This window comes from Patulibacter ginsengiterrae (assembly GCF_056269115.1).
The window spans coordinates 14,032-28,579 of record NZ_JBWDOG010000002.1 but is presented as its reverse complement, the minus strand read 5'-3'; the positions used below and the strand labels follow the sequence as shown (position 1 = coordinate 28,579).

The window sequence follows — 14,548 nt, the reverse complement described above, 5'->3', positions numbered from 1 at the left end:
CTCTCGGAGGGGCGGGCGGGAACCGTGTCGTGCCCGCCTCGGTCAACGACCACCCCAGACGACCACTGACCCTGAAACAGGTTCTTAGGGAATGATCCGGGTCGTCCCCGGGCCATCCCCCATGGTGGAAGCCGGCCCGCGGCGGCACCCTGGATACATCAACGCGATCCAGGACATCTGCCCATGAGCCCCGACTCCCCCATCCCCGACCCGGACCGCCCGGACGACCGCGACGACGTCGCCGCGTCAGCCGACCGCGAAGCCGCGGCCGGCGCCGACCAACGTCCCGCGGGACCGGACGACGCGACCCGCGAGCAGCCGGGACTCGACCACGCCGCGGGTTCCGCCGACGCAGCCACGGACCCCACCGAGACGCCCGACGCGACCCGCGAGCAGCCCGAGGCCGTGCGCCCCGACGCCGCCGGGACGGCCGGCGGCGCGACCCCGCCGCCGCTGGATCCCCCGCCCGCCGCCGGAACGACACCGCCGCCGGTCGACCCGCCCACCCCCGCACCCGGGCTCTACCGCTCGTCCAGCGACCGGCTCCTGTTCGGCGTCTGCGGCGGGATCGGCCAGCGCTACGACATCGAGCCCGTGCTCGTCCGGCTCGCGTTCCTCGCGACCCTGCTGCTGGGCGGCGCCGGGCTGCTCTTCTACCTCGCCGCGGCGATCCTGATCCCGCGGGCCCCGGTCGATCCGGCCGAGGGCGTCCCGGTAACCGCCGGCAGCGGCCCCGCCGTCAACGCCGCCGACGGCGCGCTCCGGATCCTGTTCGGGCTGGCCGCGATCGTCGGCCTCTTCGTCGCCCTCTGCATCGTCGCCGGGATCAGCTTCGGCGCGACGGTCTTCTTCGGGGCCTGGCCGGTCTCGATCGTGCTCGCGGTGCTCGGCGTCCTGCTGATCCTGAACGCCCGCAGCCGTCGGACGGTGGGCTCGCTGCTGGTGCTCGTGCTGGCGCTCGCGCTGCCGGCCGCCGCCGCGGTGATCGCCGACGTGTCGGTCGACCGCTCGGCCGGCGACCGCCTCGAGCGGCCGGCGACCGTCGACCAGGCGACCGCCGGCTACCGCCTCGGTCTCGGAGAGATGACCGTCGACCTGCGCGACGTCGAGGTCCGCGCCGGTGAGCGGGTCACGATCCCCGCCCGCGTCGACGTCGGCCGTCTCACGGTGATCATCCCGCCGAAGCGCTGCACGGCCTGGACCGTCGAGACCCGCACCCGCGTCGGCGACGTGCGCGTCCTGAACGGCCGTTCCCAGACCGAGTGGATCACGGGCAACGACCACCGGACCTACACGATCGACGCGAGCGACTCCGGCACCCGGCCGCGCGTCACGCTCGACCTCCGCGTCGGCGTCGGGGAGATCCGCGTCGCCCGCAGCCGGGCCGAGCTCCGCCGCTTCGACCGTCAGGCGAGCTTCCTCAGCAACGGCTCCCAGGTGATCCGGACCGACGCCTGCCGTCCCCACGCAGGGAGCGGCTCGCGGTGAACCAGACCGGGCTCGTCCGCCTCACGGGAGTCCTGGCCGCGCTGGTCGCGGTCGGGCTCGTCGTCGTCGAGGGCGCGCCCGACCGGACCAACCACCGGCTCCTCGTCGGCCTCTGCGTGGTCCTCACCGTCGTCGCGTTGCTGGCCCGGGTGACGCTGGCCCGCGACCGGATCCGCCAACGCCGCGCGGCACGGGCCGCGTTCCGCGCTCGACGGCGGGCGAACCCGGGTGGTCTCCTGACCGCCGACGCCGTCAGCGATCGCCGCTCGATGGTCGGCATCGTCGTCGCCCTGATCGGCGTGATCGTCGGTCTGCTGGCCGTCCAGGGGCTCCTCGGTCTCAGCTTCTGGGCGCTGCTCCTGCTCGCGGTCGGCGGGTTCGTGATCTGGTCGCAGACCGCCGACGTCCCCGAGGCGACCGACGAGCGGCCGCTGACCGGTTGGCAGCGGCTGGTCGGCCGCCGGGACGGCACGCGCTCCGAGTCCGACCGGCTGCTGCTGGCCAGCGGCGTCGCGATCGTCGTGCTCGGGGCCCTGGTCGCGCTCTCGTCGCTCGGCGCGCTCCAGACCTCGCGGACGGGTGCCGTCCAGCTGATCGTCGCGCTGGCCGCGATCCTCGTCGTCGTCGCGCCGTTCTGGCGGCGGATGTCGCGTCGCGCCCAGGCCGAGCGCTCGGAGCGGATCCGCGGCGACGAGCGGGCCGAGGTCGCCGCCCACCTGCACGACTCGGTGCTCCAGACGCTCGCGCTGATCCAACGGCGCAACAACGACCCGCGCGAGGTCGCCAGCCTCGCCCGGCGTCAGGAGCGCGAGTTGCGGCTGTGGCTGTCCGGGCGCAGCGAACGTCCCGAGGACGAGCTGATGGCCGGCCTCCGCGCCGCCGCGGCCGCCGTCGAGCTCGAGCAGGGCGTCGAGATCGAGGTCGTCACCAGCGGCGAGTCGCCGCTCGACGACCGCGCGGTCGCCCTGCTCGCGGCAGCCCGCGAGGCAATGGCCAACGCCGCCCGCCACAGCGGGGTCGCCGAGGACGGCGACGGCGGCCACCCGATCTCGGTCTTCGCCGAGGTCGAGGACGGGACGATCGCCGTATTCGTTCGCGACCGCGGCCGCGGCTTCGATCCCGACAGCGTGCCCGGCGACCGCCGCGGCGTCCGCGAATCGATCGTCGGCCGGATGCGCCGGGCCGGCGGTCGCGCCACCATCCATACGTCCCCCGGCGAGGGGACCGAAGTCGAACTGCTCCTGGAGAACCGCTCGTGACCAGCCTCCCCACCGTCGTCCTCGTCGACGACCACGCCCTCTTCCGGGCCGGTGTCCGCGCCGAGCTCGAGAACCGCTCCGGGACCGCCGGCGCCTCCGTGATCGGCGAGGCCGGTGACGTCGACGAGGCGATCCGCCTGATCCTCGACCGCGAGCCGGACGTAGTCCTGCTCGACGTCCACATGCCCGGGGGCGGCGGCGCCGAGGTGATCCGCCGGGTCCACGAGCAGCGTCCCGGGCAGCGGTTCCTCGCGCTGTCGGTCTCCGACGAGCCGGAGGACGTGATCAGCCTGATCCGGCTCGGGGCCCGCGGCTACGTGACCAAGACGATCTCCGGCGACGACCTGGTCGCGGCGATCGGCCAGATCCGGGCCGGCGACGCGGTCTTCTCGCCGCGGCTCGCCGGGTTCGTGCTCGACGCCTTCTCCGGTCGGGTCGAGGGCGTCTCGCTGGTCGCCGACCCCGAGCTGGACCAGCTGACCGACCGCGAGCGCGAGGTCCTGCGGCTGATCGCCCGCGGCTACATGTACAAGGAGATCGCCCGGCGGTTGACGATCAGCCCGAAGACCGTCGAGCACCACGTCAGCGCCGTGCTCCGCAAGCTCCAGCTCTCCAACCGCCACGAGCTGACGCGTTGGGCGACCGAGCGGCGGCTCGTCGACTAGCCGCCGCTCCGGCGACGGTGCCCCGACCCACCGGGCACCGGTCCCGGCCGACGCACCGAGCCGCCGCTCGAACCTGGGCACACGTCGTTCCTACGCGTCAGTAGGCTCTCGCCTCATGGCCTCTCGCACGATCCTCTTCACGGGCTTCCCCGGCTTCATCGGCGCTCGCCTGATCCCGCTGCTGCTGAAGCAGGATCCCGAGGCCACGATCGTCGCCCTGGTCGAACCACGGATGGTCGAGCGGGCCCACGCCGTCGCCGCCGAGATGGGCCACGGCGAGCGCCTGCAGATCCAGGCCGGCGACATCACGGCCCCGCGGCTCGGCCTCGACGAGCCGACCTACCGCCGGCTCGCCTCCGAGACCGTCGCGGTCCACCACCTGGCCGCGATCTACGACCTGGCGGTGCCGCGCGGGATCGCCGAGCGGGTCAACGTCGAGGGCACCCAGAACGTCATCGAGTTCTGCAAGGCCTGCGACCGCCTCGAGCGCCACAACTACGTGTCGACCTCGTACGTGGCCGGGCTCCGGCGCGGGCTCGTGCTCGAGTCCGACCTCGCCGCCGGCCAGACCTTCAAGAACCACTACGAGTCGACCAAGTTCGCCGCCGAGGTCCTCGTCCGGGCGTCGATGGACGAGGTCCCGACCACCATCTACCGGCCGGGGATCGTCGTCGGCGACTCGCAGACCGGCGTCACCCAGAAGTTCGACGGGCCCTACTACCTGCTGCGCTCGATCGCCGCCTCGTTCGGCCCGATCGTCCAGCCCGGGGAGATGGCCGCGCCGTTCAACGTCGTCCCGATCGACTTCATCATCGACGCGATCGTGGCCGGGGCCGGCAACCCCGAGTTCGCCGGAGAGACGCTGCACCTGGTCGATCCCGAGCCGATCAGCGCCGCCGACTTCTACGGGCTGCTGACCCAGGAGTACGCCGGCAAGGCCGCCGCGCTGCGGCTGCCGTGGGCGCTGGTCGACCAGTCGCTGCGGCTCGGCGTGCTGCGCTCGCTGCTGGGCGGCACCCCGCGCGAGTCGCTGATCTACCTGAACCACAAGGTCCGCTACGACGCGACCCGCGCGACCGAGCTGCTCGGCCGCCACGGCGTCCGCTGTCCCCCGGTCGCCAGCTACGTCGCTCCGATGGTCCGCTTCTTCCGAGAGCACGAGGACGATCCGGCCTTCGCGGCCGCCCGCTGAGGCGACGATTCGTCGTTGCGAGCGGAACTTCTTCGGGTTCTCGGGGTTTCAGTCTCCGTGACGTTCCGCCTCGCTTCCTCGGCGACGGTCGCGTTCGCGGCTGCCGCCGTGCTCGCGCTACCGCCCTCCGCCCTCGCCCAGGACGCGGGGGCCTCCGCCGGCACCCCGCCCACGGTCACCACCACCGAGGCCCCGGCGACCGGAACGACCACGACCCCGACCACCGAGGTGCCGACCGCGGATGGCGTCGTCGTGCCGCCGGCCGCGGCCACCGCGGCGCCCACCCCGCCCGCGCCGACCGCCCCCGGGCCGCTGGTCCTCTCGGTCGAGCAGAACGAGACGCCGATCGATGGCTGGAACGGCTGGCTCGTCTGGAGCCGACGCGACCTGACCGGGCGCTACCAGCTGATCGCCCGCACGCCGGCCGGCGCCGGCGTGACGTTGCCGGTCCCGACCCAGGACTCCCCGATCGACGCGAGCATCGGCCTCGGTCCCGACGGCGGTCCACTGATCGTCTACAGCCGTTGCGTCTCGGCGGTCGAGGCGAGCCCGGTCGGCTGCGACATCTACCGCATCGATCCCCGGACCGGAGCGGGTGGCCCGGTCCCCTCCGCCTCACGCGCCGATCTCAACGAGCGCCATCCGGCGGTCTGGGGCAACCAGATCGCGTTCTCGCGCGAGGTCGTCCCCGGACGCCGCGAGCGGTACGGGATCGCGATCGCGGCTCTCGACGGGGCGGCGCCGAAGAAGGCCAGCCTCTTCGGCCCGCGGCGCGTGCGGCGCGGCAAGCGGACGCTCCCGATCGTCGCCTACGGCCCGTCCGACATCGATCTGCGGGGCAGCACGCTCGCCTACTCGTGGCACACGACCGGCCCGGGCAAGCGCTGGCAGCTGATCGTCAACCAGCGCAAGAAGGCCGGCCGCGTCGCACGGACCGTGCTGACCACGACCACCACGCGGCGGACGATCGCCGCGCTCGGCCGGCCCGTGCTGAGCGCGTCCGACGTCGTGGTGCCGGTCCTGCGGACCGGGGGCGACAGCCGCTCCGAGGTCCTCCGCATGACGTACGCCGGCGGCAGGAAGGCCGCGCTGCAGGGCGGCTTCAGTGCCGCCCAGACCGAGCGCTACGGCTCGGCGCTGACGGCGGTCGCGCGCCCCAGCGACGACGTGCTGGTCGTCCTCCGCCGACTCGCCAGCGACGGGCGCTGGAGCTGCAAGCATCCGGCGCTGCCGAGTGCCCGCGGCTGCGAGATCCTGCAGATGAACGGCGCCGCCCAGACCTGGCTGCCGGTCGCCCGGCGCTAGCCGGGCGACACCCGCCCGCCGCCGCTCCGGCAGGTGGGTGGGCGGGCGGGGTCCGTACGCCGTCTCGTCGACCCCGCCCGTGGCGGGGTCGCTGTCGCTCGGGATCGACCCGACGTCGTCCCGTATCGAGCAGTGGTCTGAACCACTTGAACTAATTTTCCCGCAATTTGCGGGAAAGTGGTTTGCATATCGTGCGAATGCTCCCTACGGTGCACGCAACCGAGCGGACCACTTGGATCTATGGCTACACAGCGCTTCGCATCAGTCCGGGACGACCTCGTCGCCCGGATGCACGACGGGACCATCAAGCCCGGGCAGCGGTTCCCCGCCGAGCGCCGACTCTGCGAGGAGCTCGGCGTCTCCCGGGCGACCCTGCGGGCGGCGCTCGACCTGCTCGAGGCCGACGGCCTCGTCGACCGTCGCCACGGCTCGGGCACCTACGCCTGCGAGCCGCGAATCACGATCGACACCTCGGTCCTGATCTCCTTCACCGAGGGCGTGCTCGGCAAGGGCCGCCGCCCCGCCGCCCAGCTGATCGACTGCGACCGCGCTCCGGTCCGGCTCGACCGCTTCGGCGCGCTCGCCGCAACCGCACTGCGGCTGGAGCCCGACGACGAGGTCTGGCGGGTCGTGCGGGTGCGGACGGCCAACGGCGTGCCCGTCGCGCTCGAGCGCTCGTGGTTCCCGCTCGCGCTGACGCCCGACCTCGACGCCCACGACCTCGAGCAGCGTTCGATCTACGCGCTGCTCGTCGAGGAGTACGGCCTGCTCCCCGACCACGCCTTCCAACAGCTCGACGCGGTCGCGGCCGAGCCCGAGGACGCCGACGACCTCGGCTGCGATCCCGGCGCGCCGTTGATGCGCGTCACCCGGACCGCACAGACCCTCAGCGGCGTACCCGTCGAGTACGCCCGCGACCTCTACCTGCCCCACCGCTCGACGTTCGTCGCCCACGCGCGGATCCCCGAGCGGCCGAGCAACGTCCTTCCGGCCGTCGCGGCCCCGGAGACCGAGGACGGCCGACTGCCGCCCGCGGCCCCGGCGGCTCACTCCCCCCATCCCAGCGAGGACGATCACCGATGAGCACCAGCCCCCAGGCGACCACCACCGACGAGGACGTCGGCCGGTTCGGCTACGAACAAGAGGTCAAGCGGACGATCAGCCCGTTCGGCTCGTTCGCGATGGCGTTCTCGTTCGTCTCGATCGCGACCGGCATCTTCACCGGCTACGGCCTGCTGCTGGGCAACTCGGGGCCGGTCGGGATCTGGATGTGGCTGCTGGCCGGCGCAGGCCAGACGCTCGTCGCGCTGGTCTTCATCCAGCTCGCGCTGCGGATGCCGATCGCGGGCTACTCGTACCAATGGGCCTCACGATTGGTGGGACCGAAGGTCGGCTGGGGCTTCGGCTGGATCTCGTACTCGTTCCTGGCGATCGTGATCGTCGCCGTCACCTACGGCATGGCCGACCAGTCGCTGATCCCGCTGACCGGACTCGACCACACCGTCGAGAACGTCCGGCTGCTGACGATCGGCGCCCTCTGCCTGCAGGCCCTCCTGATCGTCTTCAGCCAGAAGCTCGTCAGCCTGATCAACAACATCGGCGTCGGGATCGAGATCGTCGGCATCCTCGTCCTCAGCGTGCTGCTGATCGGCGCCGTGCTCTTCGGCGACTCCGGCGGATCGGCCTCGAACCTCTTCTCCAAGGGCACCCACGCCGGTGACGGCAACTACTGGGGCTTCAACGGCGCCTTCATGGTCGCGGTCCTGCTCGGCGCCTACACGATCGTCGGCTTCGAGTCGGCGGCGAACCTGGCCGAGGAGACCCACAACCCGAGCAAGGTCGTTCCGAAGGCGATGCTCCAGGGCGTGCTCGTCTCGACCGGCGCCGGCTTCCTGTTCCTCGTCGCGCTGACCGTCGCGATCCCGAACGTCGCCGCGATCACCGCGTCCTCGACCCCGGGCGCCGACATCATGAGCTCGCACTTCGGCGAGGTCTTCACCCGGATCACCTACGCGTTCATCTCGATCGCGCAGTTCGTCTGCGGCCTGACGATCATGACCTCGGGCTCGCGGCTGGTCTACGCGATGTCCCGCGATCGCCGGTTCCCCGCCTTCCAGGTCTTCGGCAAGGTCTCCCCCAAGACCGGGACCCCGATCCCGGCGATCCTGCTGATCCTCGCGGGCGGCATCGTCTTCACGATGCTGTTCGGGGAGAACGCGCTGGCGAACCTGTTCGCCGCCGCGACGATCCTGCCGACGACGATCTACCTGATCACCGTGCTGCTGTTCGCGTTCACCAAGCACAAGCTGCCCAACGTCGAGTCGCGTTGGAACCTCGGCCGTTGGACCTGGCCGGTCGTCGTCGGCGCCGTCGCCTGGTGCCTGTTCGCGCTCTCCGCGCTGACGCTGCCCGAGCAGTTCCGCGACCCGGTCAAGCTGGTCGGCGTGATGTTCGCGATCGGCGTCGTCGTGTTCGCGCTGATGATGCTGTTCAACCGCGACGCGCTGCGGCCGACCGCCGGCGAGCAGGGGCCGATCGGTCCCGGACTGGCCGCCGACGAGGCCGCGATCGCGGCGCGGGAGGCAGAGACCGGCGAGGTCCCCGCCGGCACCGTCGACCCGGTTCCGACCAGCAACGCATGAACGTCCTGGCCGTCGACCAGGGGACCTCGTCGACGAAGGCGCTCGTCGTCGCGCCCGACGGGACCGTCCTCGGGGAGGGCCGCGCACCGGTCCGCCCCCGGTCGCCGGCCCCCGGACACGTCGAGCAGGATCCGCAGGAGCTGCTCGACTCGATCGTCGCCGCCGGCCGTGAGGCGCTGGCGGCGGCGGGCGTGCCGGTGGTCGCGGTCGGCCTCGGCAACCAGGGCGAGACGGTCCTCGCGCTCGACGCCGCGAGTGGCCGCCCGCTCGGCCCCGCGCTGAGCTGGCAGGACCGCCGGGCGAGCACGATCGCCGACGAGCTGGCCGAGCACGGCGATCGCCTGACGGCGATCTCCGGCCTGCCGCTCGACCCCTACTTCTCCGCCCCCAAGCTGACCTGGCTGGCCCGGCAACACCCCGGCGCGGTCGTGACCACGATCGACGCCTGGCTCGTCCGCGAGCTGACCGGCGCGTTCGTGACCGACGCGGCGACCGCCTCGCGCTCGCTGCTGCTCGATCTCGACGCCGGCGACTGGTCGCCCGAGGCCTGCGGGATCTTCGGCCTCGACCCCGCGAGCCTGCCGACGGTCGTCGACTGCGCCGGCGACTTCGGCACCACCGACGCCTTCGGCCCGCGCCTGCCGCTGACCGGCCTCTGCGTCGACCAGCAGGCCGCCCTCTTCGCCGAGCGCTGCCTCGTCCCAGGCGAGGCGAAGTGCACCTACGGGACCGGCGCCTTCCTGCTCGCCCAGGCCGGGACGACGCCGGTCCGCTCGCAGGCACGGCTGGCCGCCTGCGTCGCCTGGCGACTGGACGGCACGCCCAGCTACTGCTTCGACGGCCAGGTCTACACCGCGGCGGCCGCGATCGACTGGCTGGCCGGGCTCGGCCTGACCGGCTCCGCGGCCGAGGTCGACGCGCTCGCCGGTGACGCCGCCGCCGACAGCGAGGCCCTGTTCGTGCCTGCCCTGGCCGGGCTCGGCGCCCCGTTCTGGGCCCCCAACGCCCGCGGCGGCTGGGTCGGCCTGACCCTCTCGACCGGCCGTTCCGAGCTCGTCCGGGCCGTGGTCGACGGGATCGCCGCCCAGGTCGCCTACCTCGCCGATGCCGTCGTCGGCGACCTCGGCGCCCCGCTGCGGACGTTGCGCGTCGACGGCGGACTGACCCGCTCCGCCGTCCTGCTCCAGACCCAGGCCGACCTGCTGCAGGTGCCGGTCGAGGTCTACCCGTCGCCCGACGCGACCGGCCTCGGCGTCGCCGCCTTCGCCCGGCTCGGCGCGGGCCTCGCCGCCGACGCCGAGGAGGCCGTCCCGGCCTGGCGCCCGTCCGCGACCTACGAGCCCCGGATCGACGCCGCAACCGCGAGCGCCCGTGTCGCTCGCTGGCGGATCGCCGCCGAGGCGCTCGCCGCCCTTCCCCCGCTCCCGCCCTCTCCCCCGGAGGCCCAGTGACCACTCCCTCGTTCGACCGCGACGTCGTGATCGTCGGCGGCGGCGTCGTCGGCCTCGGCATCGCCCGCCAGCTGACCCGCCACCACCTCGACGTGACTCTGCTGGAGGCCCGGCCCGACATCGCCGCCGGCACCAGCAAGGCCAACACCGCGATCCTCCACACCGGCTTCGACGCGACGCCGGGCACGATCGAGTCGCGGCTGGTCGCCCGCGGCCACGCGCTGCTGCACGAGTACGCGGCGCAGGTCGGGATCCCGATCGAGCCGCTCGGCGCGCTGCTGGTCGCGTGGAACGAGGAGCAGCAGGCCCGCTTCCCGCAGATCATCGACCAGGCCCGCCGCAACGGCTACGACCAGGTCCGCGAGATCCCCGTCGAGGAGCTGCGCCGCCGTGAGCCGCACCTCGGCCCGGGCGCGCTCGGTGCGCTCGAGGTCCCCGACGAGCACATCGTCTGCCCCTTCACCACGCCGCTGGCCTACGCCTACGACGCCGTCCAGGCCGGACTCGACCTGCGCCGCTCGTGCGCGGTCACCGCGATCGACCGGCTCCGCCCCGCCGACGGCTTCGGCGGCGACGGCTTCCGCGTCCACACCAGCCAGGGCGCCCTGACCTGCCGCTGGCTGGTCAACGCGGCCGGGCTCGCCTCCGACGTGGTCCACCGGCTCGCCGGGCACGACGGCTACACGATCAGCCCTCGCCGCGGCGAGCTGATCGTGTTCGACAAGCTCTCGCGTCCGCTGGTCAACCACGTGCTGCTGCCGGTCCCGACCGCGACGACGAAGGGCGTGCTCGTCTCCCCTACGACCTTCGGCAACGTCCTGCTCGGGCCGACCGCCGACGACATCGACGACCGTGACGACCGCGCCACGACCCCGGACGGGCTCGCCCGGCTGCTCGACGCCGGCGGCCGGATCCTGCCCGCGCTGCTGGACCAGGAGGTCACGGCCACCTACACCGGCCTGCGGGCCGCGACCGAGCACAAGGACTACCAGCTGGCGCTGTTCGCGCCCGAGGGCTACGTCTCGGTCGGTGGGATCCGCTCGACCGGCCTGACGTCGTCGCTGGCGATCGGCGAGGCGGTCTGCGAGCTGTTGGTCGGCGCCGGGCTCGAGCTGGAGCCGCGCGACGACCTGCCGGAGCTGCGGATGCCGAACATCGGCGAGGCCTTCCCCCGCCCGTACGAGCAGGAGCAGCGGATCGCCGCCGATCCCGACTGCGGCGAGCTCGTCTGCTTCTGCGAGCGGGTCACCCGCGGCGAGATCCACGACGCCCTCCACTCGCCGGTCCCGGCGGTCGACGTCGACGGGCTCCGCCGCCGAACACGCGCCACCATGGGCCGCTGCCAGAGCTTCTACTGCGGCGGTCGGGTCGACTCGCTGCTGGGCGAGGCGCTGACCGCGCGCGCGTCGGAGCCGGTCCGATGAGCGTCACCGAGACCCCCAACGTCCTGATCGTCGGCGGTGGCCCCGCCGGCCTGACCGCCGCGGTCGCCCTGCGACGCCAGGGCGTCCGCGGGATCACCGTGGTCGAGCGCGAGCCGGAGGCCGGTGGCGTACCCCGCCACTGCGATCACCAGGGCTTCGGCCTCCGCGACCTCCACCGCAGCCTGACCGGTCCCGCGTACGCGGCCCGGCTCCGCGACGCCGCGGCCCGCGCCGGGATCGACGTGCGCACGAGCACGATGGTGACCGGCTGGGACGCGCCGGGCGACTCCGGCCCCGACGCCGCGCCGGCCGCGTGGACCACCAGCCGTCACGGTCGCACCCGGATCGCGCCCCGTGCCGTGCTGCTGGCGACCGGCGTCCGTGAGCGTCCGCGCAGCGCCCGTCTGATCGCCGGGGTCCGCGCGACCGGTGGCGTCCTCACCACCGGCACGCTCCAGCAGCAGGTCTACCTCGAGCACCACCGCGTGCCCGGCCGGACCGTGATCGTCGGGGCCGAGCACGTCTCGTACTCGGCGCTGGCGACGCTCCGCCACGGCGGGGCATCGCCGATCGCGATGGTCACCGAGCAGGCCCGCCACGAGACCTGGGCGCCGGTCGCGCTCGGCGGTCGCTTCGGCTTCGGGGTCCCGCTGCGGACCCGTGTCCGCGTCCGCCGGATCCTCGGCGTCGACCGGGTGACGGGGATCGAGCTGGAGGACCTCGACAGCGGTCGCCTCGAGCAGCTCGCCTGCGACCGGGTGCTGCTGACCGGGGACTGGATCGCCGACTACGAGCTGGCCGTCGCCGCCGACGTGCCCCGCGACGCCGGCACCGGCGGCCCGCGAGTAGACCAGGCGCTCCGGACCGACCGTCCTGGGGTCTTCGCCGCCGGCAACCTGCTGCACCCGACCGAGACCGGCGATGTCGCCGCGCTCGACGGCCGCCACGTCGCGGGAACGATCGCTCGCTGGCTGACCGCCCCGGCCGACGTCCGCGCCTGGACGCCCGGGACGAGCGTGCCGGTCGAGGTCGACGCGCCGCTGAAGTGGGTCGCCCCGAACGTCGTCGTGCCCGGCGGCGGACGGCCGCCGCGCAACCGCTTCGCCGTCCGCACGCTGGTCCAGGGTCGACGGCTGCTGGTCCGGGTCACGCAGGGTGACCGCGAGCTGTGGCGGGGCCGCCTGAGCCACGCCGGTCCGGCGCGCTGCTCGACCCTGCCGGCCGGCTGGGTCGACGGGGTCGATCCGACCGGCGGACCGGTCCGGATCTCCGGGGCCTGAGCAGGATCGTCCGCGGCCCGCGAAGGTCAGCGGGCCGGGACCTTCGCGGGCCGCGGGCCGGTCCCGCGCGCCCGGCCGGGAGGCGCTAGCGGCCGGCGGCCTTCGCGACCGGCAGCGGCGTCACCGTGCCGCCGCGGACGGCGACCGCGAAGTGTCGCTGGAGCGTCTCCTCGTCGAGCGCGCCCGCGGCCTGGAGCAGCCCGGCCTGGTCGGTGCCGGTGACGATCCAGCTCGGCGGCTCGTCGCGGTACCGCGAGGCGAAGATCAGGCCGGTGCCCGGGCCGAGCGTGTCGACGACGTTGCCGGGTCCGTCGAGCAGCTCGATCGTGCGGCCGTTCTTGGCGGGCACGGCCCAGACGCCGGAGGCCCCGGGGCCCCGCTCGGCCAGCTGGGCGGCCGGGTCCTCGCGCATCTTGTCCCAGGTGCCGACCGCGACCCGCGCGCTCTCGGGGTTGTAGGAGGTCCGCAGCAGGTTCGTCGAGACGGGGATCTCGTAGCGGGTCAGCGCGTCGCGGACCTGACGGCAGGCCTGCTGACGCGGCTCGGCGCACTCGACCCGGAGCGGCCAGCGCATGCCCTCGGCCCCGTGCAGGAACGGCTCGGGGAAGGTCCCGACGACGCCGCGCGGGGTGCCGACCTTGGCGTTCGGACGGAGGTCGAACCAGATCGTGTCGCCGTTGAAGACCTTGGCCGTACGCGGCGTCTCGACGACCGGCGGCTGCTGGAGGTTGACGTCCTGGCCCTTGAGCAGGCCGCCGCTGCGGAGCGAGACGCCGTTGACCCAGAAGCTCCAGGCGGCACCGCCCTTGGCCGTGCGGCCGTCGATCGTCGTCACGGCCGAGCCGGCGGCGTTGGTCTCGACCCCGTCGGCGGTGCGCCGGAGGACGGCCAGGACCGACTCCTCGTCCTTGACCTCGACCTTGGTCTCGTCGAGCAGGACCTTGGCGCCGTCGTCGGTGGTGACGAGGACCCGCACCCCGGCCGAGGGATCGCCGACCTTGCCGCAGCCGCTGACGGCGGCCAGGCCGCCCGCGACGGCCAGCAGCAACAGCGCTCGGCGGACGCGGGACGAACGGGGCGACGACGTCAGCACGGCGACGGATTCTAGGGATCCGCCGCCGTTCGCCCCCGCTCCCACGGGCCGTCCGTCGGCCTCGAGAGATCACCCCGGAACGCTAGGGTCGGCGGGAGCGGTCCCGGTCCCCGACAGAGGAGCAACGCATGACCGTCAACCTGACGCGCATCTACACGCGAACCGGTGACGCCGGAGAAACCCACCTGGGCGACATGAGCCGGGTACCGAAGACCCATCCCCGGATCGAGGCCTACGGCGACATCGACGAGCTCAACAGCCAGCTCGGCGTCGTCCTGACCCTCGATGACCTGCCGGAGCGCTTCGGTCCCTGGATCCGGCAGATCCAGAACGACCTCTTCGACCTCGGCGCCGACCTCTCGGTCCCGTACGACACCGAGCACGCCCGCAAGGACCGGCTCCGTGCGACCTCGGAGCAGGTCACCTGGCTGGAGCATCGCTGCGACGAGGTCAACGCCGAGCTGACGCCGCTGCGGTCGTTCCTGCTCCCGGGCGGCAGCCCCGCCGCCGCCCACCTGCACGTGGCCCGCACGGTCGCGCGCCGATCGGAGCGGCGCGCGCTGCTGGTCGAAGGGGCGAACCCGGAGGTCATCCGGTACCTGAACCGGCTCTCCGACCTGCTGTTCATCCTCTCCCGCGCGGCCAACAGCGGCGAGGAGCCGCTCTGGAAGCCGGGCAGCACCGCCTGAGCGGCGAGGCGACGCCGGGGGCTCCGGGCCCTGCGCTTCGGCGCCGGGCCCGGGGCGTCT

The 14,548-nt window shown here is 73.6% G+C and carries 12 protein-coding genes; 11 read left to right on the top strand and 1 reads right to left on the bottom strand.

Going from position 1 to position 14,548, the window contains the following annotated elements; translation table 11 throughout:
* The first annotated feature begins 183 nt into the window (after nt 1–183).
* The 10 genes from ACVUH9_RS03585 to ACVUH9_RS03540 all read left to right on the top strand — a co-directional run bounded on the left by ACVUH9_RS03585 (nt 184) and on the right by ACVUH9_RS03540 (nt 12,706).
* On the top strand, nt 184–1,488 hold the full coding sequence (locus tag ACVUH9_RS03585; RefSeq protein WP_475754021.1) for a PspC domain-containing protein: 1,305 nt from the start codon (nt 184–186) through the stop codon (nt 1,486–1,488).
* A complete protein-coding gene (locus ACVUH9_RS03580) occupies nt 1,485–2,747 on the top strand; it encodes a sensor histidine kinase (protein ID WP_475754019.1) in 1,263 nt (420 codons plus the stop codon). The genes ACVUH9_RS03585 and ACVUH9_RS03580 overlap by 4 nt, the downstream gene beginning before the upstream one ends.
* Complete coding sequence (locus ACVUH9_RS03575; RefSeq protein ID WP_475754017.1) at nt 2,744–3,412, top strand: response regulator; 669 nt, start codon at nt 2,744–2,746, stop codon at nt 3,410–3,412. The genes ACVUH9_RS03580 and ACVUH9_RS03575 overlap by 4 nt, the downstream gene beginning before the upstream one ends.
* Nucleotides 3,413–3,527: 115 nt before the next feature.
* The gene (locus ACVUH9_RS03570; protein ID WP_475754015.1) at nt 3,528–4,604 is read left to right on the top strand and encodes an SDR family oxidoreductase; all 1,077 of its coding nucleotides are present in this window, start codon (nt 3,528–3,530) and stop codon (nt 4,602–4,604) included.
* A 57-nt stretch (nt 4,605–4,661) separates the two neighbouring features.
* Nucleotides 4,662–5,909, top strand: coding sequence for a hypothetical protein (locus ACVUH9_RS03565; protein ID WP_475754013.1), 1,248 nt, complete (start codon nt 4,662–4,664; stop codon nt 5,907–5,909).
* Between the two features lie 240 nt (nt 5,910–6,149).
* Nucleotides 6,150–6,992: a GntR family transcriptional regulator gene (locus tag ACVUH9_RS03560; RefSeq protein ID WP_475754012.1), complete on the top strand. Its 843-nt coding sequence runs from the start codon at nt 6,150–6,152 to the stop codon at nt 6,990–6,992.
* The gene (locus ACVUH9_RS03555) at nt 6,989–8,551 is read left to right on the top strand and encodes an APC family permease (protein WP_475754010.1); all 1,563 of its coding nucleotides are present in this window, start codon (nt 6,989–6,991) and stop codon (nt 8,549–8,551) included. The genes ACVUH9_RS03560 and ACVUH9_RS03555 overlap by 4 nt, the downstream gene beginning before the upstream one ends.
* Nucleotides 8,548–10,002 (top strand): FGGY family carbohydrate kinase, encoded by a 1,455-nt coding sequence (locus ACVUH9_RS03550; protein WP_475754008.1) that lies wholly within the window; start codon nt 8,548–8,550, stop codon nt 10,000–10,002. The genes ACVUH9_RS03555 and ACVUH9_RS03550 overlap by 4 nt, the downstream gene beginning before the upstream one ends.
* A complete protein-coding gene (locus ACVUH9_RS03545; protein ID WP_475754006.1) occupies nt 9,999–11,426 on the top strand; it encodes an FAD-dependent oxidoreductase in 1,428 nt (475 codons plus the stop codon). The genes ACVUH9_RS03550 and ACVUH9_RS03545 overlap by 4 nt, the downstream gene beginning before the upstream one ends.
* Nucleotides 11,423–12,706 (top strand): NAD(P)/FAD-dependent oxidoreductase, encoded by a 1,284-nt coding sequence (locus ACVUH9_RS03540; protein ID WP_475754005.1) that lies wholly within the window; start codon nt 11,423–11,425, stop codon nt 12,704–12,706. The genes ACVUH9_RS03545 and ACVUH9_RS03540 overlap by 4 nt, the downstream gene beginning before the upstream one ends.
* 85 nt (nt 12,707–12,791) lie before the next feature.
* Here ACVUH9_RS03540 and ACVUH9_RS03535 read toward each other — a convergent pair whose 3' ends face one another.
* A complete protein-coding gene (locus tag ACVUH9_RS03535; RefSeq protein ID WP_475754003.1) occupies nt 12,792–13,799 on the bottom strand; it encodes a hypothetical protein in 1,008 nt (335 codons plus the stop codon).
* A gap of 128 nt (nt 13,800–13,927) precedes the next feature.
* Between ACVUH9_RS03535 and ACVUH9_RS03530 the strand changes: the two genes are divergently transcribed.
* Nucleotides 13,928–14,488 (top strand): cob(I)yrinic acid a,c-diamide adenosyltransferase, encoded by a 561-nt coding sequence (locus tag ACVUH9_RS03530; protein ID WP_475754001.1) that lies wholly within the window; start codon nt 13,928–13,930, stop codon nt 14,486–14,488.
* The last annotated feature ends 60 nt before the right edge of the window (nt 14,489–14,548 follow it).

What these genes read in the sequence shown, in the direction of transcription:
- ACVUH9_RS03530 (WP_475754001.1), top strand. Translation starts at nt 13,928, where the DNA reads ATGACCGTCAACCTGACGCGCATCTACACGCGAACCGGTGACGCCGGA.
- ACVUH9_RS03540 (WP_475754005.1), top strand. Translation starts at nt 11,423, where the DNA reads ATGAGCGTCACCGAGACCCCCAACGTCCTGATCGTCGGCGGTGGCCCC.
- ACVUH9_RS03570 (WP_475754015.1), top strand. Translation starts at nt 3,528, where the DNA reads ATGGCCTCTCGCACGATCCTCTTCACGGGCTTCCCCGGCTTCATCGGC.
- ACVUH9_RS03550 (WP_475754008.1), top strand. Translation starts at nt 8,548, where the DNA reads ATGAACGTCCTGGCCGTCGACCAGGGGACCTCGTCGACGAAGGCGCTC.
- ACVUH9_RS03555 (WP_475754010.1), top strand. Translation starts at nt 6,989, where the DNA reads ATGAGCACCAGCCCCCAGGCGACCACCACCGACGAGGACGTCGGCCGG.
- ACVUH9_RS03560 (WP_475754012.1), top strand. Translation starts at nt 6,150, where the DNA reads ATGGCTACACAGCGCTTCGCATCAGTCCGGGACGACCTCGTCGCCCGG.
- ACVUH9_RS03585 (WP_475754021.1), top strand. Translation starts at nt 184, where the DNA reads ATGAGCCCCGACTCCCCCATCCCCGACCCGGACCGCCCGGACGACCGC.